The 17,661-nt window shown below is 54.5% G+C and carries 12 protein-coding genes; 11 read left to right on the forward strand and 1 reads right to left on the reverse strand.

The genetic code is table 11. The features are described 5' to 3' along the window. Positions 1-20: 20 nt before the first annotated feature. A complete protein-coding gene (locus HNQ92_RS18545) occupies positions 21-641 on the reverse strand; it encodes an RNA polymerase sigma factor (RefSeq protein ID WP_184175995.1) in 621 nt (206 codons plus the stop codon). 342 nt (positions 642-983) lie between these two features. On the opposite strand from HNQ92_RS18545, the gene HNQ92_RS18550 reads away from it, so the two are divergent. From HNQ92_RS18550 to HNQ92_RS18595, 11 genes are all read left to right on the forward strand, one after another. After that, a complete protein-coding gene (locus tag HNQ92_RS18550) occupies positions 984-1,271 on the forward strand; it encodes a hypothetical protein (RefSeq protein ID WP_184175997.1) in 288 nt (95 codons plus the stop codon). Between the two features lie 105 nt (positions 1,272-1,376). Beyond that, the gene (locus HNQ92_RS18555) at positions 1,377-2,783 is read left to right on the forward strand and encodes a GH1 family beta-glucosidase (RefSeq protein ID WP_184175999.1); all 1,407 of its coding nucleotides are present in this window, start codon (positions 1,377-1,379) and stop codon (positions 2,781-2,783) included. A 64-nt stretch (positions 2,784-2,847) separates the two neighbouring features. Continuing rightward, on the forward strand, positions 2,848-3,066 hold the full coding sequence (locus HNQ92_RS18560) for a Kazal-type serine protease inhibitor family protein (RefSeq protein WP_184176001.1): 219 nt from the start codon (positions 2,848-2,850) through the stop codon (positions 3,064-3,066). Between the two features lie 35 nt (positions 3,067-3,101). Then, positions 3,102-3,470: a hypothetical protein gene (locus tag HNQ92_RS18565; RefSeq protein ID WP_184176003.1), complete on the forward strand. Its 369-nt coding sequence runs from the start codon at positions 3,102-3,104 to the stop codon at positions 3,468-3,470. A gap of 237 nt (positions 3,471-3,707) precedes the next feature. Next, positions 3,708-4,742 carry a DUF4097 family beta strand repeat-containing protein gene (locus tag HNQ92_RS18570; protein ID WP_184176005.1) on the forward strand — a complete coding sequence of 345 codons (1,035 nt, stop codon included), beginning with the start codon at positions 3,708-3,710 and terminating at the stop codon, positions 4,740-4,742. An 18-nt stretch (positions 4,743-4,760) separates the two neighbouring features. Then, entirely contained in the window at positions 4,761-4,883 is a 123-nt protein-coding gene (locus HNQ92_RS28955; RefSeq protein ID WP_281380763.1) for a hypothetical protein, read from the forward strand. 137 nt (positions 4,884-5,020) lie between these two features. Next, positions 5,021-7,429, forward strand: a complete 2,409-nt coding sequence (locus HNQ92_RS18575; RefSeq protein ID WP_184176007.1) for an FtsX-like permease family protein — start codon at positions 5,021-5,023, stop codon at positions 7,427-7,429. A gap of 228 nt (positions 7,430-7,657) precedes the next feature. Then, the gene (locus tag HNQ92_RS18580; protein WP_184176009.1) at positions 7,658-10,027 is read left to right on the forward strand and encodes an ABC transporter permease; all 2,370 of its coding nucleotides are present in this window, start codon (positions 7,658-7,660) and stop codon (positions 10,025-10,027) included. Positions 10,028-10,129: 102 nt separating this feature from the next. After that, on the forward strand, positions 10,130-12,520 hold the full coding sequence (locus tag HNQ92_RS18585) for an ABC transporter permease (RefSeq protein ID WP_184176010.1): 2,391 nt from the start codon (positions 10,130-10,132) through the stop codon (positions 12,518-12,520). Positions 12,521-12,655: 135 nt separating this feature from the next. Beyond that, positions 12,656-15,049 carry an ABC transporter permease gene (locus tag HNQ92_RS18590; RefSeq protein WP_184176011.1) on the forward strand — a complete coding sequence of 798 codons (2,394 nt, stop codon included), beginning with the start codon at positions 12,656-12,658 and terminating at the stop codon, positions 15,047-15,049. Positions 15,050-15,179: 130 nt separating this feature from the next. After that, positions 15,180-17,609: an ABC transporter permease gene (locus HNQ92_RS18595; RefSeq protein ID WP_184176012.1), complete on the forward strand. Its 2,430-nt coding sequence runs from the start codon at positions 15,180-15,182 to the stop codon at positions 17,607-17,609. The last annotated feature ends 52 nt before the right edge of the window (positions 17,610-17,661 follow it).

Consider the following 17,661-nt stretch of genomic DNA (forward strand, 5'->3'; position numbering starts at 1 on the left):
TGTATGAGGGGTCAAAAAAATTACATTTTCTTGAATACCTCCAGTACGCTAGCAACGATTAGCAACAAAATGCCAAAACGATCCCGCAGACGGTGCAGGGCCAGGTGTAGTAGGTTCCGGACGGATTGGTTATTGATCTGCATGAGCTGGGCGATTTCTTCCGGATCGAAATCGTGGTAGTAGCGGAGCTGAATGGCCTCCTGCTGACGCTTGGGAAGGGTGGCGAGCGCCAGCCGGAGCTTATTGAGTTGTTCTTGCTTTGTTTCCTGCAAAATCCATTCGCTCTCAAACGGTAAGTCACTCAGCGTGGGCAGCCGTTCGGCATCCAGGCCCAGGCTGGGGTGCTTGTCGGTGTTGCGGAGGATGCGGTTTCGCAACGAACGGTACAAGTAGAACTTGACGGAATCGGTGTCCGAAAGATTTTGGCGATGATTCCAGAGGTGAAGAAATAAATCCTGAATACTGTCCTTGATGAGCTGCCGATCGTTCGTAATGCGATAGCCATACGATAGCAGCTCCTGAATGTGTGCGTCGTACAGCTTCCCCAAAGCTACCCGGTCGCCCTGCCGAAAAGCCGACCAAAGATCGGTATCAGCGCGGTACCTAAGGGGAAAAGCATTTTTCCGGGTAGATAGAGGCATAGAAGGAATGCGTTTTTACTTAAAAGTAAAGTACAATATTAAAGTATTTAAATTCAAAAAAGATAAAATTCTATTATTTAAACTTCCTGACTAAATGTAAAGCAGGCAGCTAGGTAATGCAGAGGGCATGGGGCTTTGGGCATAGGGTACTTTGGTAAGCCACCAAGTACCCTTGCTCAAAAACGAACAGCGGTGTCCGATTATGAACATTTTTTGTGGGTTTGATTACAAAATAAAAAATTGATAATCATGGAATTAACCCTTTGGGAGAGCCACTGGTATTGTATTTGTAAGCATCTGATCAGTACCGCCTTATCTCTCATTTTTCCCCATATTTACCCTATGAGCCACATTGCTATACCCATCCCGCCGCTGCAAGGCAAACAGGATATTCAGGTGGAGGTGACCATCAACGGCCTGAAGCAGCAGCTCTACTACCGCGTCGAGGTGTTTTACTGGGACGACTGCGCCAATCCCACGGCCCACCGCGCCGACTGCATCAGCGAAATGCTGGCGCACCACGACCCGGAGTGGACGGTCTACTACATTGGCGCACCTACCGATGAGTTTGTGCCTATTACGTTTGTTAAGAAAGAGAGCCGACGGTTGTTGAAGGGCGCTACGGCCTAATGTTAAATTTTTCCGAATGTTACCAAATGGTTAAGGTAACGGAAATTTTTCCGGCGACGTTTACGTTTTTCTGTACCCCCAGGAAAACGTAAACGCCCGGATACTTTGAAAAATCTTGACTTTTTAGCCAACGCCCCGCTTGCTCAGCCACCGGCTCCCGGCTTTGCACCGGAAGAGGCATTTACCAAAGCCGACTTCGGACAAACGTTCCGTTGGGGAACGGCCACGGCCGCATTCCAGGTAGAAGGAGCCGTCCGCGAAGACGGCCGGGGACCTTCCATCTGGGATACCTTCACCCACACGCGGGGGAAAATAAAACAGAACCACCACGCCGACCTGGCCTGCGATTTTTACCACCGCTATGCGTCGGATCTAGAGCTGCTTCGTTCCCTGAACTTCAACCAATTCCGGTTTTCCATTTCCTGGTCGCGCGTGCTGCCCGCGGGTAGGGGGGCGGTGAATCAGGCTGGGCTGGACTACTACCACCGCGTCATTGATACCTGCCTGGAGCTGGGCATCGAGCCCTGGATCACGCTTTACCACTGGGATTTGCCCCAGGCGCTGCAAAACCTCGGCGGCTGGAAAAACCGCGACGTCGTCGGCTGGTTCGCAGACTACGTGGCGCTCTGCACCCAGGCCTTTGGCGATAAAGTAAAAAACTGGATCATCCTGAACGAGCCCATGGCCGTAGCGGCGCTGGGGCACGTCACCGGCCTGCACGCGCCCGGCCAGCGGGGGCTGTACCACTTCTTGCCGGTGGTGCACCACCTGGCGCTTTGCCAGGCCGAGGGCGGGCGGGTCGTCCGGCAAAACGTACCCGACGCCTACGTGGGTACTACCTTCTCCTGCTCGCAGGTGGAGCCTTACACGCTTCGCTACAAAGACCTCCAGGCCGCCCGCCGCGCCGACGCCCTGCTCAACCGCCTCTTCATCGAGCCCAGCCTGGGCCTGGGCTATCCGACCGACGCCTTCCCGTACCTGACCCAAATCGAGAAGTACCTGCGGCCCGGTGACGACGAGCGGCTGGCGTTCGACTTCGATTTTGTGGGCCTGCAAAACTACTTCCGGGTGGTAGTGAAGCACTCGTACTTAACGCCGGGTCTCTGGGCGCGCGAAGTACCTGCCCGCGAGCGCCAGGTACCCCTCACCGACATGGGCTGGGAGGTAGCCCCCGACGGCCTGTACCACATCCTGAAGCAGTTTGGCAAGTACCCCGGTGTGCGCGAGATCATCGTTTCTGAAAATGGCGCGGCTTTTGCTGATGAGGTACAAAACGGACGCGTTCATGATGGTCAGCGCATCGACTTCTTCCAGAAGTACCTGGCGAGTGTGCTCAGAGCCAAGCGCGAAGGCGTGAACGTAGGCGGGTACCTGGTATGGTCTTTTCTGGATAACTTCGAGTGGGCCGAAGGCTACCGTCCGCGCTTCGGGCTGGTGTACGTAGACTACCCCACGCAGCAGCGCATCGTGAAGGATTCGGGCTACTGGTTTGCCGATTTTTTAAAAGAATAAAAAGGGCTTTCCAACCTTTTTTCGTCCGGCTGAATCTTAAGAAAAAGAACGTAAACTCAGAAACATGAAACGATGGAGTAGCCTGTTGGTATTACTGGCTTTTTCAAATTGTGAACCCCGGCAAGTACCTAAAAACTGCCAGGAAAAGCCGCGCGACGAACGTGGCTGCTACGCCCTGTACGATCCCGTCTGCGGCTGCAACGGCAAAACGTATTCGAACAGCTGCGAGGCGCTGGCCGTGGGCATTACGGATTTTTCTAAGGGTGCCTGCCGCGAAAACTAAACGATCCTAAAACCTATTTTTAAACAACCAACGCCATGCGAAGTACCTTTTTCCTCCTTAGTCTCGTGCTGGGTTACATCGGTTGTCAGGACGAACCCTCCACGAAGTTGGAACAAACCGTTATCGAGGCCGATGCCCAGGTCGTCAATACCCTGGCTGCCGACGGCTGCTCGTGGCATTTTGAACTCAAACAGGCCGATTCGACGCTCTTCTACGCCGCTACGGCCAGCTCGGCCGCCAAAATAAAAGCTGCGGTGCCCGCCTACGGTACCGACGACGCCTACAGTTTCACGCCCGTGCGCCTCAAGTACCGCACTACCGCCAATAAGCAGCAGGTGGTTTGCGGCTGGGGCAACAAGGCCGAATTTACCGAAATCGAAATCCTGGAAATACAACGCAAGTAGGTACTTGCTTCCTGCTCTTTCAACACTACGTACACACTACGCTAGCCGTCCGGTACCTTCCAAAACCGGACGGCTATTGTTCATATCCGGACAATAAAGTACTTTCTTGGTTTGGTTAATTTATTGATTATCAATAGACAGTGTTGTGTGGCATAACAATTTTTACTAAATTGGCTAAGCAAGAAGCAACTAGTACGATCTATTATTCATCTCTATTATAAACTAACCAAGCAAACCATGAAAAAGAAACTTTTCCTATCCCTGCTGTGGGCTTTGGTCGTGACGGCCAGCGTCTACGCCCAGTCCGACAGTCCTTACCTCACCAAAACGTTTTCGGGCCGCTCGTTGAGCAACCTGCGCGTGGAGACATCCGGCGGCTCAATCGCCGTTGTGGGTGACCAGAGCAGCGGCGTGAAAGTGGAGATGTACATTCATCCCAACAACTGGAACGGCAAAAGTACCCTCAGCAAAGAAGAGATTGAAGAGCGCCTGGAAGACTACATCATTACGATCCGGGAAGAGGGAAATACCGTAGTGGCCCGCGCGGAGCGCAAAAATAAAATGAACAACGACTGGAAGCGGAGCCTGTCCATCGGCTTTAAAGTATATACGCCCCGTACCTTCGCCACCGACCTCCGCACCAGCGGCGGGAGCATCCGGATTGCCTCATTGACCGGCGAGCAGCACTTTACCACCAGCGGCGGCAGCATCAAAGCCAACGACCTGAGCGGCAACATCAAAGGACGTACCTCGGGCGGTAGCATCGAGGTAGCCAATTGTACCCAATACATCGACCTGGCTACGAGCGGCGGGAGCATCAAAGCCAACGAGCTGGAAGGGCAAATTTCGCTAAAAACCTCCGGTGGTAGCATCGCACTGACGTCCCTGAACGGTGATATTGTGGCTACCACCAGCGGCGGCGGTATCCGGGCCGATGGCATCCAGGGTGCCCTTAACACCAGCACGTCGGGTGGTTCTATCCGAATGAGTAACCTGGCCGCCAGCGTCAAAGCCCGCACCAGCGCGGGCAGCATCGAGGCCGACTTCGACCGCCTGGGCGAGTACGTGTCGCTAAGTACCTCGGCGGGTAGCGTGCGCGTAAACATGCCCCTCAACAAAGGCCTCGACCTGGACCTGCGCGGCAACAAGGTGTCGATCCCGCTGAAAAACTTCGACGGCCGCGCCGACAAAGACCGCGTGCAGGGCAGCATGAACGGCGGCGGTATCCCCGTTACGCTCTCGGCCAGCAGCGGCAGTGTGTATGTGAACTAACAACAGGCAGATACACCCATGCATCGTTGGCGAAGTACCCTTAGCGGGGTACTTCGCTTTTTTTTGGGATGCTCCGTTGATTTTTATGAGGTACCTTTGAAGATCAAACTCAACACTACGGTCCGGCGCGTTCGGCTCTGAACAGCGCTGTCCGAAAACGGACAGTATTTAAAGGGTGCTTGTAGGTAGTGTATTGGTAATCAGTGTGCTTAAAAGGATGGCATGGCTTTTTCATTCGTAAGGCCCAAGTACCTTTTTTGCCTAAGCGACCAACCCCCATGATCCGAAACTACCTTACCATTGCCTGGCGAAACCTGCTTCGCAACCAGGCTTACGCCTTACTCAACGTGGTGGGCCTCTCCCTGGGCCTGGCCTGCGGTCTGCTGGTATTCTGGTTTATTCGTTTTCAAACGACCCACGACGCCCACCATGCCCAGCTCGACCGCATCTACCAGATTACCACCGAGTTTCATTTCGACGGCGTGTCGCACAGCCGGGGGGTACCTACACCCATGTGGCAGGCCGTCCGGACGGAGATACCCGAGCTAACCACGAGCATGTGCATCGACAACCGGAACGCCCTGCTCGCTACGCTCGACAACGCCGGTAAGCCCCAGAAGAAGTTTAAGGAAAAAGGCAAAAAAGGGGCTTACGTACAGCCGGAGTACTTCTCTATTTTTGACTACCAATGGCTGTCGAGCGCACCCCAAAAAGCCCTCGGCCGCCCCAATGCCATCGTGCTGAGTGAGGCGATGGCCCAGAGGTACTTTGGCACAACCAACCCGCTGGGGCGGATCATCCGGCTGGACAACCAGCTGGACCTGGAAGTGACGGGCATCGTGAACAACCCGCCCGAAGGCACGGACCTACCCTACGAGTTTTTTGTGTCGTTTGCTACGCTCACGGCCCATCCTGAGTTTCGCTACGGCGGGTCCGGAATTGATCATTGGGGCGGGGTAAACTCCAATACCTACTGCTTTGTGCTACTGCCCGAAAACGCCGACCTGCCACACTACGAAAAGCAGCTGGCGGCGATCAATAAAAAGTACCACGGCGATGGCCACAAAAGCTACGCGCATCCGCTGGTACCTTACCAAGAAATGCACCACTCGGAGATCTACTACGGGGCCATGCCCATGAAGTGGATCTACATCATGGCGGCCATCGGGGTTTTTCTGATCGTGACGGCCTGCTTCAACTTCATCAACATGGCCACGGCCCAGGCGCTGCGCCGCTCCAAAGAGGTAGGGGTGCGGAAGTCGGTAGGGGGTACCCGCGGGCAGGTGTTCATTCAGTTTATGGTCGAGACGGCCCTCATCACGCTGGTGGCGCTGGTGCTGGGTGTGGCGCTGGCGGCCTACGCCTTGCCGCACTTTGATACCTGGCTCGAAGAGGCCGGAGGCTGGCCCAAGTCCATTCGCTGGGACGATACCCTACTCTGGGGGTACCTGATCGCCTTGTTTGGGGTCGTGGTGTTGCTGGCGGGGTCGTATCCGGGCCTGATCCTGGCGGGGTTTCGGCCGGTACTGGCGCTCAAGGGGGGCGTTACGGCCCGGCAGATCGGCGGGATGTCCATCCGGCGGGTACTTATTGGGTTTCAGTTTATGCTGATTCAGCTCCTGGTGATTGGTACCATCGTGGTCAATAATCAGGTCGACTACATGCTCAGCCGCTCGGTGGGGTACAACACCCAGGGACTGGTGCAGATCCCCGTGCCGGAGCCCGGCAAAATCAACCAAAGTACCTTCCGCGAGCGGCTGCTGACCATTCCGGGCGTGGCCAATGCGTCGTTTTGCCTGTTTCTGCCCACGACGCAGTCCAACAACACCAGCAACTTCCGCTTCGATACCCGCCAGGAAGACGAGGTGTGGCAGATGAACACCAAAAACGCCGATGACCACTACATCGAGACCTTCGGCCTGGAGCTGGTGGCGGGGCAGAATATTCCGCCCAGCGATACCATCCGGGGGTACCTCATCAACGAGAAAGTGGTAGAACGGCTGGGACTGAAAAGCCCGCAGGAGGCCGTCGGTAAAAACCTGCGCGTGTGGGGGGTGGATGCGCCCATCTACGGGGTACTTAAAAACTGGAACAACACCTCCTTCCAAAGCGGCATTGACCCCGTGGCGATCTTTACCATGAAAGACATTCATTACAGCTGCGGCGTTAAACTAAGTACCTCCAACATGCACCAAACGCTGGGGGCGGTCGAAAAGCTCTGGAACGAGTACTTCCCCGACTACCTCTACGAGCAGTCATTTATGGACGAAGAGATAGCCCGGAGCTACATTCTGGAGAACATCATGCTGAAGCTCATCCGGGTGTTTTCGGGCTTGGCTATTTTCATTGGCTGCCTGGGCTTGTACGGGCTCATCAAGTTCATGGCTTCGCAAAAAACCAAGGAAATTGGGGTGCGCAAGGTACTTGGAGCCAGTATAGGCAATATTCTGGGGCTGTTCGGAAAAGAAATTGCGGTGCTGATTGCAATCGCTTTTTTGGTGGCGGGACCGCTGGGCTGGTACTTCATGAACCAATGGCTCCAGGACTACGAGTACCGCATCCCCATCAACGCGGGCATTCTGCTGCTGGCCATCGGCCTCACGTTCGTCGTGGCGGGTCTTACGGCCAGCTACGAGTCATTGAAAGCCGCCCTCACCAACCCCACCAAAGCGCTGCGGAGTGAGTAGCAGAGGGTACTTTGTGGCAGAGGGTTCGGGACGGCCCGCCGCGCGGCATAGAGCAGTGGGCATGGGGCAGAGGGTACTTTTGAGAAGTACCTTGCCAAACTATGATTCTTCTCTTCGAGGGAGCAAGAGTCGGGTAACTGCAATGGAATTATGCAAAGCTAAAGTACCCTATGCCCACTGCCCCATGCCCTTTACCCTAAGCAAAAAATACTTTAACAGCAATACACGATGCTCAGAAACTACCTCAAAATTGCCGTCCGGAGCCTGTTGGCCAACAAGCTTTTCAGTACTCTGAACATCGTGGGGCTGACGGTGGGCCTGGCGGTGAGTTCCTTCATTGCCATGTACGTATGGCACGAGCTGCACTACGACCGCTTCCAGCCGCTGGCAAACCAGATGTACCGGATCATTTCGTTGTCGGACTACGGGGGCGAGGAGGTGCGGTTTGCTTCTCTTCACGAGTCGTTTGGGCCCGAGGTGCAGAAGCAGGTACCGGAGGTACTTGAGGTCATGCGCTACAACGGCGGGATGCTGGGTGTGCTGTTGCAAACCGACGAAAACCACCGTTTCAAGGAAGAGAAAATTGGCTTCGCCGACGCCCCCGCACTGGCACTGATGGGCGGCCAAATGCGCTACGGAAACCTCCAGACGGCCCTGGCCGAGCCGGGACAGATCGTGCTGACGCGCCCGCTGGCCGAGAAGTACTTCGGGCCTCAGAACCCCCTGGGCCAGGTACTTACTTTTGACAAACACTACCCGCTGACGGTCTCCGGGGTACTGGAGGACCTACCCACCAACTCCGTCTTTCAGTTCAACGCGCTGGTTTCCCTGAGCTCGATGCCGAGCCTGGGCCCCAACCGGAAGGGTATTTACGAGAGCGCCGGTTTTCTGGAAACCTTCGTGGTACTTCGGCCCGGCGCCGACCCCGAAGCGGTGGCGAAGAAGATTACAGCCGTGAAAGCCGGGATTAAGTTTGCGAGCGTGAAAGACAAGAATTTTCTGGAGCCGCTGTCTTCTTTGCACCTGGGAAATAAGGCGGGCAACCGCCAGACGCTCTATGTCTTTTTGGCCGTGGCGCTGCTGGTACTTTCACTGGCCATTATCAACTACCTAAGCCTCACCACCGCCCGGGCCACCAAGCGGGCGCGGGAGGTAGGCGTGCGCAAGGCGGTAGGGAGTCAGCGCCGGGAGCTGATCGGCCAGTTTTTTACCGAATCTTTCCTCACCACTACCCTGGCATTTGTGCTCTCTTTGGTGCTGCTTCAGCTGCTATTTCCCTGGGCGAGCCGTGTGTTTGATCTACGCATGGACCAGCAGGTACTTCGGCAGGGGATGTACTGGGGACTTTTGCTGGGGCTGTGGCTGGTATGCTCGCTGCTGGCGGGGGCGTATCCGGCCCTGCTGCTGTCCAACTTCCAGCCGCAGGATGTGCTCAAAGGTACCTTGAGTACGGGCCGCTCGGGGAGTGTGGTGCGGCGGGTATTCACCACCCTGCAATTTACCGCGGCGGTGGGGCTGCTGATTTGCTGCGCGGTGCTGGCCGCGCAGATGCGCTACCTACATACCACCAACCTGGGGATCGACCGCGCCCAGGTAGTGGCCGTGAACATCGACGAGGGGATGAGCGCCCAATTCCCGGTACTGCGCGACGAGCTGCGGCAGTGGGCGGGTGCCGAAAACGTGGCGGTGAGCCAGGCGGCGCTTTTTACGCCTTATATCTCCACCTATTTTCTCAAAACCGACAAGACCCAGAAAGACTTGATGGTGAAGGTAATGAGCGTAGACGAAAATTTTATCAAGATGATGGGCGTGCAGTGGAAAGTGGCGCCCGAAGGCTGGGGACAAAAGCCGCTCACGCGTGAGCTATCCGTTTACAACGAAACGGTACTGAAAGAAGCCGGTATACCAACGTACGATCCAGCCCAGCCGGAAAAGCCCTTTAAAAGTATGGAGATCGACGGCGTCTTTGCCGATTTCAACGTGGGTAGTTTGCACGCGGCCACGGACCCCATGATGCTGAGCGTGCTGGCCGATACCAGCCGTGCTTTGTATCGTGAAGGTACCTACCTGCTCGTGCGGCTCAACGCCCGTACCGAAGTACCCAAGGCACTCGCCGAGCTGAAAGCCATCTACGACCGCCACCAGCCGCAGGTACCTTTCGACTACTACTTCCTCGACGATGCCTACCACAAGCTCTACGCCAAGGAAGAACGCCTGGCGCGGCTCTTCAACGGCTTCGCGGGGCTCACCATCCTGGTGGCGTGCCTGGGGCTGCTGGGCCTGATCACCTTTGCTGTGGAGACGCGCGCCAAGGAGATTGGCATCCGGAAGGTACTGGGGGCTAGCGTGGAGAGCATCGTGCTGTTGCTGTCGCGAGACTTCATGAAGCTACTGCTCGTGGCCATCGTGCTGGCGAGTCCGCTGGCGTACTACTTCATGGAAAAATGGCTGCAAAACTTCGCCTACCGGATCGACATCGCCTGGTGGATGCTGGCGGGCGCGGCGGGCGTCACGGTCATGCTGGCACTGCTGACCGTGAGCGTTCAAAGCATCCGGGCCGCGCTCATGAACCCGGTGAAGAGCCTGCGGAGCGAGTAACGACTAAGCGCAGAGGCCCTTCAGGGTACTTTGTGAATGCCTGAATCGCGTTGAGCACCGTTACGTCCTGAGCAAAGTACCCCCTAACATATTCTAAAAGGAATGATCACGAATTACCTTAAAATCGCGTCCAGGAATCTGTTGAATTCCGGCCTTTTTACCACCTTGAACATTGTTGGTCTGACGAGTGGTATGGTGGCGGCAGTATTTATTTTAGTGTGGGTTCAGAACGAACTGAGCTTTGATACCTACCATAAAAAAGCCGAGCAAATCAACCGCATCGTAACCCACCTCCAGGTCAGCAAAGAGGAGACCTGGCACTGGTCTAGCACGCCCCTGGTACTGGCTGCGGAGTTAAAAAAACTACCGGAAGTGGAATCGGTAGTGCGGAAAAACATTGTGGGGACGTTGCCCATCAAGATCGAAGACAGGAAGCTTACCGGCGAAAACGCGGTGTATGTGGACTCGAATTGGTTTGAGGTGTTTGATTATCACTTTGTGGAAGGCTCGGCGGCGCAGTTTGCTTCCGAAATAAGAAACGTAGCCCTCACGGAGTCCAAAGCAAGGCAGCTATTTGGGAAATCCCAGGCCGCCGGGAAAATCATCAGAATCGATACGCTGGACTATACCGTTTCGGGCGTTTTCAAAGACAATCCCGCAAACTCCAGCTTTCAATACGACTTTATAGTGCCGCTGGCGGCTTTTTGGTCTAATCCAAAAAACTTTCAAAACGACAACAACTGGCATCAATTCAATTATGAAACCTTTGTTGTTTTGAGGAAAGATGCCAACCGGCAAAAAGTGGGGCAAAAGCTTACGGCCATCATTTCCAAACTTAAAAAAGACGAGGCGGGCAATGCTTCCACGGACACGGTGCTGGAAGTGGAACCGCTGGCGAATATTCATTTTAATAACCAGATTCAAGGGGACAGCCAGGATAAAGGCCACCGCCGGACCATCTACATTTTCATGGGCTTGGCGCTGGTGATTTTGCTGGTTGCTTGCAGCAACTACGTGAATCTGACGACGGCGCGGGCCAGCATCAGGTCCAAAGAGGTAGGGGTGAAAAAGCTATTGGGGGCCAATCACGCGCATCTTTTCGGCCAGTTTATGACCGAGTCCGTACTGACGTGCCTCACGGCTTTGGGCCTTTCGCTGTGCTTGGTCTTTACCCTGCTACCAGCCTTCAATGCCCTGACGGGAAAGGAATTCGTGCTGTCTCTTTCCAATGCATCTCTGTGGTATGTACTGCTCGGAACTACGCTGGCGGCCATTCTGCTCACGGGCGTGTACCCTTCTTTGTTGCTGTCTTCGTTTAAACCCTTTGAGACTTTAAGAGGAAACAACGTGCTTGGCTCTACCAACGCCGGTTTTCGAAAAGGGCTGGTCGTGCTGCAATTTACCGTGACGGTTGTTTTTTTACTGGCTACGCTGGTAGTGTACCAGCAAATGAAATTTATTCGGGAAAAAGAGCTCGGCTATGACCGTGCGCACACCTTTACCTTTCGGCTCCCCTGGGCCATGAAGCCCAAAATAGAAGCGTCGACGGTCAAGGACCGGCTGCTACACCAGTCGACTATTGCCGATGTTACGGTAGCGAGTCAGAGCATCGTTCAGATTGGCAGCAGTACCAGCGGTTCTTACGATTGGGATGGCCGCCCCGAAGACTTTAATCCCACTTTTTCCCACATAGCCGTCGAGGACAATTTTCAGACCATGTTTGATTTGAAAATGGCAGAAGGCCGCTGGTTTGCCGCCAACAGCCCCGCGGATAAAGACAACGTGGTATTGAATGAAACGGCCGTTAAAAAGCTAAATTTACCGAAACCCATCATTGGCCAACGGTTTGACTTCCAGGGCCGGAAGGGCGTAGTGATTGGCGTTGTTCGGGACTTCCACTTTAAGAGCCTTCGGGAAAAGATCGAGCCCTTGATCCTGTTTAACGATACCTCCTGGAGCTACGGAGTTTATGTCAAGGCCCAGCCGGGGAAAGAAGCACAGGCGATTCGGGCGGTAGAAAAAATGTGGGATGAGCTGATTCCCTTGTATCCGTTGGAATATAAATTCCTGGACGACACCTTCGACCGGCTTTACAAAAGCGACCAGCGTACAGCTACCTTGTTCAACACCTTCACGATCATAGCGGTCCTTATTTCCTGCCTGGGTTTGTTCGGTCTGGCCACGTTCACCGCCGAAAGACGCATCAAAGAAATAGGGATACGCAAAGTACTGGGCGCTTCGGTGGCCGCCATCGTTTCGTTGCTCGCGACCGACTTCGTTCTTCTGGTGTTGATTTCCATCGTAGTAGCTACGCCCATTGGTTACTATTTTATGAGCCAATGGCTGGAAGGCTTTGAGTACAGGATACACCTGCACTGGCTCCTATTTGCCGCGGCCGGAGCCAGCACCATTTTTATTGCCATCCTGACCATCAGTTACCAAAGCATCCGGGCTGCCCTCATGAACCCGGTGAAGAGCCTGCGGAGCGAGTGAGTGGCGAGGAGCAGAGGGCAAAGGGTAGTTTAGAGTTAATAGTGTAAAGTACCCCATACCCTTTTCCCCACACCATTACCCTTTGCCCCAGGCCCAACCCCCTCTGCCAAAAAATAACCATAACCACTACAAGCCATGATTAAAAACTATGTCAAGATTGCCCTCCGAAATTTGAAACGACACCGCGCGTATACGTTCATCAACGTCGTTGGGTTGGCAATGGGCATTGCCTGTGCCATTTTGATCTTCACGCTGGTCAAGTACCACCTCAGCTTCGATACCTTTCACGCGGATTCAGATCGGATCTTTCGCGTGATTACGGAGTTCCATAGCGAAGAAGTGAGCCTGAGCGGAGGCGTGCCGGGGCCTTTGGGCAAGGCTTTTCGTAACGACTATTCCTTCGCCGAAAAAGTAGCCCGCGTGGTTGCCTACGATGACCAGCTCCTGTCGTTGCCCCTGTCGCGCGACAACAAGAAGTTTCAGGAGGAGCAAGGCGTAGCCTATGCCGATCCGGAGTTTTTTGAAATCATGGACTTTCCCCTGGTACAGGGCGATAAAAAGACCGCTTTGAAGGAGCCCAACACGGCAATTATTACGCAAAGCGTCGCCACGAGGTACTTTGGCCGCGAAAATCCCATTGATCAGACCATCCGGCTCGACAACCGGTTTGATTTTAAAGTGACGGGGGTACTTAAGGACCTGCCTGCCACCACCGATCGCCGTCAGGAGATCTACCTGTCGTATGCGAACCTGAAAGATCAGAACGCCTGGCTGGCCGGTGACGATAGCTGGGGCGGGGTATTTAGTAGTATGAACTGCTTTGTATTGCTCAAGCCGGGCGTCACGCAGGCCACGGTGGAGAAAGCGTTGCCGTCTATGTCTAAAAAATACTACGATGCCGAAGGTGCCAAGGTGTTTCAGTTTAAACTACAGCCCATTGCCGACATCCACTTCAATCCTGAACTGGGAGGCTACGTAGAAAAGAAAAACCTATGGGCACTGGCGCTGGTGGGGCTATTCCTGGTCATTACGGCCTGCGTGAATTTCGTAAACCTGGCTACGGCGCAGGCCCTGAATCGGGCCAAAGAAATAGGCGTACGTAAAGTACTGGGCGGCTTGCGGGCGCAGCTTTTCTGGCAGTTTATCGCCGAAACCGCCCTGATCACGCTTTTTGCGCTGGTGGTGGCCTTTGGTCTGGCGTTAGTAGCTTTGCCATCGGTCAATCAGCTCTTTGAATCCCAGCTGTCGATAAACCTCTTCCAAGACGCCTGGCTGCTGGCTTTTGTGTCGGTATTGCTGGTGGTGGTGGTATTTTTCTCGGGCTCTTATCCCGGCTTGATCCTCGCGGGTTTTCAGCCCATGCAGGCCTTGAAGGGAAAATTAGCCCAAAAGAATGTCGGAGGCTTTACCTTAAGGCGCGGGCTGGTCATTACTCAGTTTGCCATTTCGCAGGTATTGATCATCGGTACCATTGTGATAACGGACCAAATGCGCTTTTCCAAAGAGTCCGATCTGGGCTTTGATAAAGATGCGGTGGTGATGCTGCCCGTACCCGTCCGCGACCAGGCCAAGCTAAGTACCCTAAAAAGCCGCGTAGAACAAATAGCGGGCGTCAACGAAAGCTCCTTTTGCTTTCAGGCCCCGGCGTCCACGTCCAACATGAACACCGGCCTGCGCTACGATACCCGCACCGAAGACGAGGTGTTTTCGATCAACATGAAAGTAGCCGATGCGGAGTACTTGTCTACCTTTAATTTACAACTGGTGGCTGGCCGTAACGTGCTGCCGTCGGATACCGTGCGTGAATTTGTGGTTAACGAAACGCTGGTCAAAAAACTGGGGTTGAAGTCGGCGGAGGAAATAATAGGGAAGCGGCTTAGCGTCAACGGAGGTACCATGACGGCCCCCATCGTGGGGGTAGTCAAAGACTTTTACAACTATTCCTTCCGCACCGACATCAGCCCGATCTGTATCATGTCTGACCTGAACCGATACCAGAACTACGGCGTAAAAATTAACCTGGATAACGTCAAGCCCACGCTGACGGCCATTGAAAAAATATGGAGCGAAACCTTTCCCGAGTTTGTGTACAAGCAGGAGTTTCTGGACGAACGCATCGCTAAGTTTTACGAGCTGGATGCCATCATGTTGCAGCTTATTCAGTTCTTCGCCGGGGTAGCTATTTTTATTTGTTGCCTGGGACTGTACGGGCTCATCTCCTTCATGGCCGCCCAGAAGACCAAAGAAATTGGCATCCGGAAGGTACTTGGAGCCAGCGTAGAAAACATCCTGTGGCTGTTCGGAAAAGAATTTGTGCGGCTGGTGGTTCTGGCTTTTGTCGTGGCCGCGCCGCTGGCGTGGTGGGTCATGAATAAATGGCTCGCCGAGTTTAAATACAAAATTGAAATAGGAGCCGACATCTTTGTCCTGGCCATTGGTACCACGCTCCTCATCGCTGCCATCACGGTGGGGTACCGCTCCATTTCCGCCGCCCTCATGAACCCGGTGAAGAGCCTGCGAAGCGAGTGAGTGGCAGGGGGCAGAGGGCGTTGGGTACTTTTCTCAAAGTACCCCCTGGAAGAGCTCCCTTTCTCCGCGGGAGAAAGGGCGGGGGGATAGAGGCAATTCCATTGGGGTATGATAAAAACGATTAAAACTCATGATCCGAAACTACCTTAAAATCGCCTGGCGGAACTTGATTCGTAACAAGATGTATAGCTTTATCAATGTGGTAGGGCTGGCCTTGGGGATTACGGCCTTTCTGCTCATCCTGGAATACATCAGCTTCGAGCGGAGCTATGACCAGTTTCACGCCCAACTGCCGCACATGGTACGGCTGCTCAATGAAGACGTAAAAGGGCAGAATTGGCCGGAGATAGAGCCGGGCTGGGCGCCGCGTATCAAGGAGCGTTTTCCGGAAGTAAAGGATTACTGTCGCTTTGAGTACGGCGTATCTAAGGGCGTCGTTAAAACCGCGGGCGGTCGTGAGGAGCCATTCCGGGAGAAAAGTATTGGGTTTGTAGAGGAAAACTTCTTCGAGTTTTTCAGCTTCCCGCTGCGGGTAGGACAGCCCCAGGCGTTGGCCGAGCCAAACGTGGCGTTCCTGTCGGGGTCGGTGGCGCGGAAGTACTTCGGTGCGAAGGACCCGCTGGGGCAGGTACTTACGTTATCCAACCAGTTTGGCACGGCTCCCTTTAGGGTAGAAGGAATTTACGAAGACATGCCCCTGAATTCCGACATCCGGTACGACATGGTGTTCTCGCTGGCTACGATGAAAAGCAAAAGCTACCTCGAAGGCAATGGCTGGGCTACCCTGGACAACCTGGACTCGCAGTATATCAATACCTTTTTCCTCCTGCATGAAGGGGTAGACCTCGGCGCTTTTGAGAAAAAACTGAATACATTACGAACTGAGCTAGGGCCGGAGAAAGACGGCGTGAAATTCCGGCTGCAGCCCTTCAGATATACCCACCTGGCCGAATCCCTCTCGGCCACCCTGCATACCACGGGGAACTTAAAATACGTATACATGCTGGGGCTGATTGCCCTCCTGATCATTCTGATTGCCTGGTTCAACTACGTCAACCTCTCTACCGCCCACGCGCTGAGGCGAGCCGGCGAGGTAGGGGTACGTAAGGTCATCGGAGCCACACAGCGAATGCTGATGGGGCAGTTTCTGGGCGAATCGCTGCTGGTAACGGTACTGGCGTTAGGGGTGGCTTTTCTGTTGATTCAGGTTTTGCAACCCTTCTTTAATACGCTGGTTGGGAAAGAGCTGTCGCTGGGTGTGCTCGGCTATACTACCACCTGGGCCGTGGGGTTGGCGATACTAGTAGTAGGCTCGCTGGGGGCCGGAGCCTTCACGGCCTTTCGCCTGTCGGGCTTCAATCCGATGCAGGCGCTGAAGGGCAGGTTGAGCGGCTCTACGGGTGGTATCCTGTTACGGAAGTCGCTGGTGGTGGTGCAGTTTACGATTTCTATCGTGCTGGTACTGGCCACGCTGGTTATCTATAGCCAGCTCCGGTACATGAAAAACAAAAATCTGGGCATTGATACCGAGCGGTTGCTGGTGGTCAAGGGGCCCGACGTGGGGAAAGACAGCAGTTACGCCAACCGAAAAACCGGATTCATCAACGATATAACGCAGCAAGGCTTCATCAGCGATTATTGCGTGTCGGGCAGCGTGCCCAGTAGCTGGTTCAATTTTGCTACGTCGGGCTTCACAAAACCCAGTCCCCGCCCCGGCGACGAGCACAAAAGCTACTCTTTCGCCATCATTGATAACCGCTACCTGGGTACCTACGGCATGACGTTGAAGGCGGGCCGGAACTTTACGTCCGAGGAATGCAATGTCTCCTGGAACCAGAACAGCAAGGTAATGATGAACGAAAGTGCCATCCGGCAGTTGGGTTTCGTGACGCCCGAGGAGGCCATTCGCACCCGCATTATGTGGGACGAACGCCCGCTAGAAATTATCGGAGTGATACAAGACTACCACCACACGGGGGTACAGCGCGCCATTGATCCCATTATTTTTTATCCACAAAACAACAATAACTACTACACGCTACGGCTTACTTCCGGCCCCTTGCCCGAGAAAATCGCGGCCGTAGAGCGGCTTTACAAGGGTATTTTTCCGGGGAATCCGTTCGAATATTTTTTCGTAGATGAAAATTTTAACAAACAGTATCTCTCCGAGCAGGAGTATGGCCAGTTGTTTACTACGGCTTCGCTCTGGGCTATCCTGATTGGCTGCATGGGCTTGTTTGGTCTGGTGGCCTTTACGGTAGAGCAGCGTACCCAAGAGATTGGCATTCGAAAGGTACTTGGCGCCAGTGTGGGGAGTATCGTGGCGCTGCTCTCGAAAGACTTCCTGTTGTTGGTACTGATTGCTATCGCGGTAGCTTCGCCCATTGCCTGGTACCTGATGGAGCAGTGGCTACAGAATTTTGCCAATCGCATCGACCTCGAATGGTGGATTTTTGCACTGGCGGCATTACTGGCCATCACCATCGCTCTGCTGACGGTCGGATACCAGTCGGTACGCGCCGCCCTCATGAACCCGGTCAAGAGCCTGCGGAGCGAATGAGTGGCAGGGAGCAGAGGGCATGGGGCGACCCGCGTAGGGCGTGGGGCAGAGG

It is taken from the genome of Rhabdobacter roseus (assembly GCF_014202275.1).
GTDB classification, from domain to species: Bacteria; Bacteroidota; Bacteroidia; order Cytophagales; family Spirosomataceae; genus Rhabdobacter; species Rhabdobacter roseus.